Source organism: Streptomyces sp. NPDC057428 (assembly GCF_042803195.1).
Lineage (GTDB): Bacteria > Actinomycetota > Actinomycetes > Streptomycetales > Streptomycetaceae > Streptomyces.
The window spans coordinates 1-3272 of sequence record NZ_JBHVCT010000192.1 but is presented as its reverse complement, the minus strand read 5'-3'; the positions used below and the strand labels follow the sequence as shown (position 1 = coordinate 3272).

3 protein-coding genes and 1 pseudogene are annotated in these 3272 nt (G+C 63.4%); 3 read left to right on the top strand and 1 reads right to left on the bottom strand.

Annotated features, from left to right (window positions below; translation table 11 throughout):
- Nucleotides 1-257: 257 nt before the first annotated feature.
- Nucleotides 258-353, bottom strand: a pseudogene (locus ACFU5K_RS31540) (integrase/recombinase); the annotation flags it as partial.
- Between the two features lie 215 nt (nt 354-568).
- Here ACFU5K_RS31540 and ACFU5K_RS31535 point away from each other — a divergent pair.
- The 3 genes from ACFU5K_RS31535 to ACFU5K_RS31525 all read left to right on the top strand — a co-directional run bounded on the left by ACFU5K_RS31535 (nt 569) and on the right by ACFU5K_RS31525 (nt 3116).
- Nucleotides 569-1048 carry a transposase gene (locus ACFU5K_RS31535; RefSeq protein ID WP_384068078.1) on the top strand — a complete coding sequence of 160 codons (480 nt, stop codon included), beginning with the start codon at nt 569-571 and terminating at the stop codon, nt 1046-1048.
- A gap of 122 nt (nt 1049-1170) precedes the next feature.
- Nucleotides 1171-2118: a hypothetical protein gene (locus tag ACFU5K_RS31530; protein ID WP_384068075.1), complete on the top strand. Its 948-nt coding sequence runs from the start codon at nt 1171-1173 to the stop codon at nt 2116-2118.
- A 206-nt stretch (nt 2119-2324) separates the two neighbouring features.
- The gene (locus ACFU5K_RS31525) at nt 2325-3116 is read left to right on the top strand and encodes a hypothetical protein (RefSeq protein WP_384068072.1); all 792 of its coding nucleotides are present in this window, start codon (nt 2325-2327) and stop codon (nt 3114-3116) included.
- Nucleotides 3117-3272: the final 156 nt, after the last annotated feature.

Genomic DNA, 3272 nt, shown 5'->3' with positions numbered 1-3272 from the left:
CTTCCGTAACCGCGCCAACCAGCGGCTCCGATCACGTTGTGCAACCACCCGGCGGAGCCGACGGGAAGCACACCCCCACTAAATTCGAAGACCCCACAACCCACCCCAGGCCCCGGACGACAACAACATCATCACCAACGACACTGAGCCGAACGGGTGACGGGCCAGGCCCTCACGTCTTCAAGATCATTCTATGGCCCCTTTTGGGCTCACCTCGGCGCTACCCCCTGAACGCAGAGAGCCACTGGGCAGGAGGCTTCCTCGGCGCGGGCGGCGGTCTCGTAGGGCATCCGCCACAGCGTCTTCTCCCGCATGTGCACCTCGCGCCGCGCGATCAGCCGCCCCGCAGACAATAGGGTGCTATCTGTGCGGAAGGCTGCGAATCGGTTCCGCGACCGACGCCCCGTCAGCCGCCCGGCAAGACCGATAGATCCCTAGCGCCGGTTTTCGTTCCGATGTTCCTCAGCCCCTCCGCCGAGTGCACTGTTCACGTGTATGGCGTAATCGCGTGAACCTGCAATGTCGCCTAAAGAATGATTATCAGTCCTTTTTGCGCTATACGGTAAGTATGCGGTACGGACAAGGCGGAGGCCTGACCTCGGAGCAGAGAAGGGCTCGCGAGCGGACACGGCTCATTGCTGCTCAGAGGTTCGCCCTAGGGGTTGCGAGCACGGCTATCGCCGCAGAGCTGCGTGTCAGCGTGAGATCGGTCCAGCGCTGGCGCCACAGCTGGGCGGACGGTGGTTCGCGGGCGCTTGTTTCTCAAGGGCCGGGTTCCCTGCCCAGATTGAGCGAGCACCAGTTTCGCCAGCTGGAGGAGGAGCTCGCCAAGGGCGCAATCGCCTGTGGCTGGCCGGACGAACGCTGGACGCTCGACCGGGTCCGGGTCGTGATCGGGGTCCGGTTCAACCAGGCGTACACCGTCCAGGGAGTCGCAAAGCTACTGCGCCGGCACGGGCGGCACTGGCCGATGCCCGCTCAGCAGACCGCCCAGCGGGTCCGGGCTGACGTATGGCCAGGCGGGTCACCCCCGAGGCAGCGCCGCTGACCTCCCCTGTCCGCCCTCTGGGCGTGCGACTCCACCGGTTCACTTCGCCTTGTCCAGCGCGCACACATGATCCAGGGGCGCCTGGATGGTCCTGAGACCATTCATCGCTCCAAGGAGAAGTCATGACTCTGTCGCACACAGCCTGGGAGATCCCCTACAGCGAGTGGGAACGACTTGCTGAACTGGCGAGCGTTCAGGAAAGGGCCCAGGTCACCGCAGACCACTTCCGGAACGCATATCTGCAGGCGGCCGAGAAGCCGTCCGACCATCCACACCGCGCTATGACCGTATGTGCTCCGAGCCTTCAGGAACTGCCAACCGGGACCTTCGCAGGGCCCATCGAGGTCGACGTCGCCGGCATCGCCGCCCTCGTGTTCGAGGGGACGTACCACGTCGGGGACAACTGGTACTTCGACGGGGAGATCACGCTGAAGGTCGTGGGTCTGGCCGTATGGACCGCCACCGTGCATCTTTCACAGGACAACCCTTCCCTCACGTTCCGGGCGAAGGCCGGCGTGGTGGAGGCCGACATCACCGTGAGCTTCGTCCATTCCTGCCTACGGGCTTCCGGGAGCCTCCGGTACTGGACGTTCTCCGGCTGGAAGCAGGCGAACTTCGACGAGACCCTGCAGTGCTTCGGCCCCCAGACTGTTAGCGCGGTCCAGCTGGGAGCGGGAGCCGAGATCTCCGACTTCGCGGACTTCACCGGGAAGTGCGGCGAGAATCAGAGCGCCACATCCGCAACGACGCTGAAGGTAAATCAGAGGGTGCGCATCAGCCGCCAGACGGATCTGAGCTCGTGCGTGGTCGGCAACAACGAGGCGTGCGTCTACGGCATCCAACTGACACGCATCGCGCACCCCATCTACAGCTACTCGATCAGCGTCGACGCCCAGGGCCCTCGAAACGCCTTCGGGAGCTTCTACTTGGCCTTCAAGGACCAGACCGGCGCCGTCTACCACCTGCGAGTGTTCGACAGTCGCCGAAACACGCACACGCTGATGTTCAACAGCTCCAATGCGCCCATCACCGAGTTCAAGTGGAACAACAAGGACATCAAGAACTGGTAGGTGTGCACCTTGCACGCACCGGGCACTCAGGCAGTCGTCAGCGTATCCGGGTATCTCCCTGTACCGCGAGATACCCGGATACGTACCCATCTGCAAATGAATTCTCGGTTCGATCCCGTGACTGGTGTGTTCGTCCCGGTGGCCAGGGCTCCGAGAGAGGTCACCGATCTGAATCACACCGGTCCCGCTATATCGAGGAGAACGCCGTGCCCAACCTCAACGTCCTGACATGGAACAGCACGGGTGAAACCGTGCAGGGAGCACTCGGCCTGCGACAGGTGATCCAGCACTTGGCGGCGAACAACTCCCGACCGCACGTGATCGTCATTCAGGAGGCCCACGCGAGTCCCGGCGGGCCCGTCTACGACATGCTGGCCGGGTTGGGAGCGCCGTACAACGGGCCTGCCCACGCAACAGAAGGTGTCCCCGGTGGCCGTGGATACCTCCTGGCGACCCATGACGGTGTTGGCGGTCAGGCCACTTTCGCCCGCTGCGACCTCGCCGCGGACCAAGGGCTGCAGGGATGGCTGAACGACCACCTGGTCGGATGGGCACGGACAGACGCTGACCAGGAACTGGCCGGAATGCGAATGCCTGCCACGGCGAACCTGACATTCCATGGAACCAGGGTGAGATTCATGACATGGCACGCACCACTGGGACCGGGCCGTTTGCTTCCTGGCACTTTGGGGGAAGCCAACCCGGACGCCTATCTTTTCCTACAAAGATCAAGCGCTTACACGGCGCTTTCCGGGCCGGATCCGGGCGGTCTGGGATTGATCGCCGGCGATCTCAACGTCACCGTCCAGCAACTGAACACAAAGACCGGACTCAGGGACCTGCCAATGTTGCTGCCAGGATGGGCCGGTGTATCGAACAAGTTGGATCACATTGTGGGTCACTCGCCGGCCGGACAGCATTCCCCGGCTTTCTCGGGCGCCGGAAATTTTCTGGCCAGCGGCGCCCATAACGTTCTGATCAGCAGTGTGATCTGGTAGTTCCTGCACGACCCGGCGGAATTCAGTCACTCCTCCTCATGCGCCTCGACCAGCAGATAAGGGGGTCTTCGAATTTGATGGGGGTGCGGCGGTGACGGGCGGGCTCGCCGGTCACGCTGTGTGAGGTAGCTCGGGTGGTGGTACCCCGGACGCAAG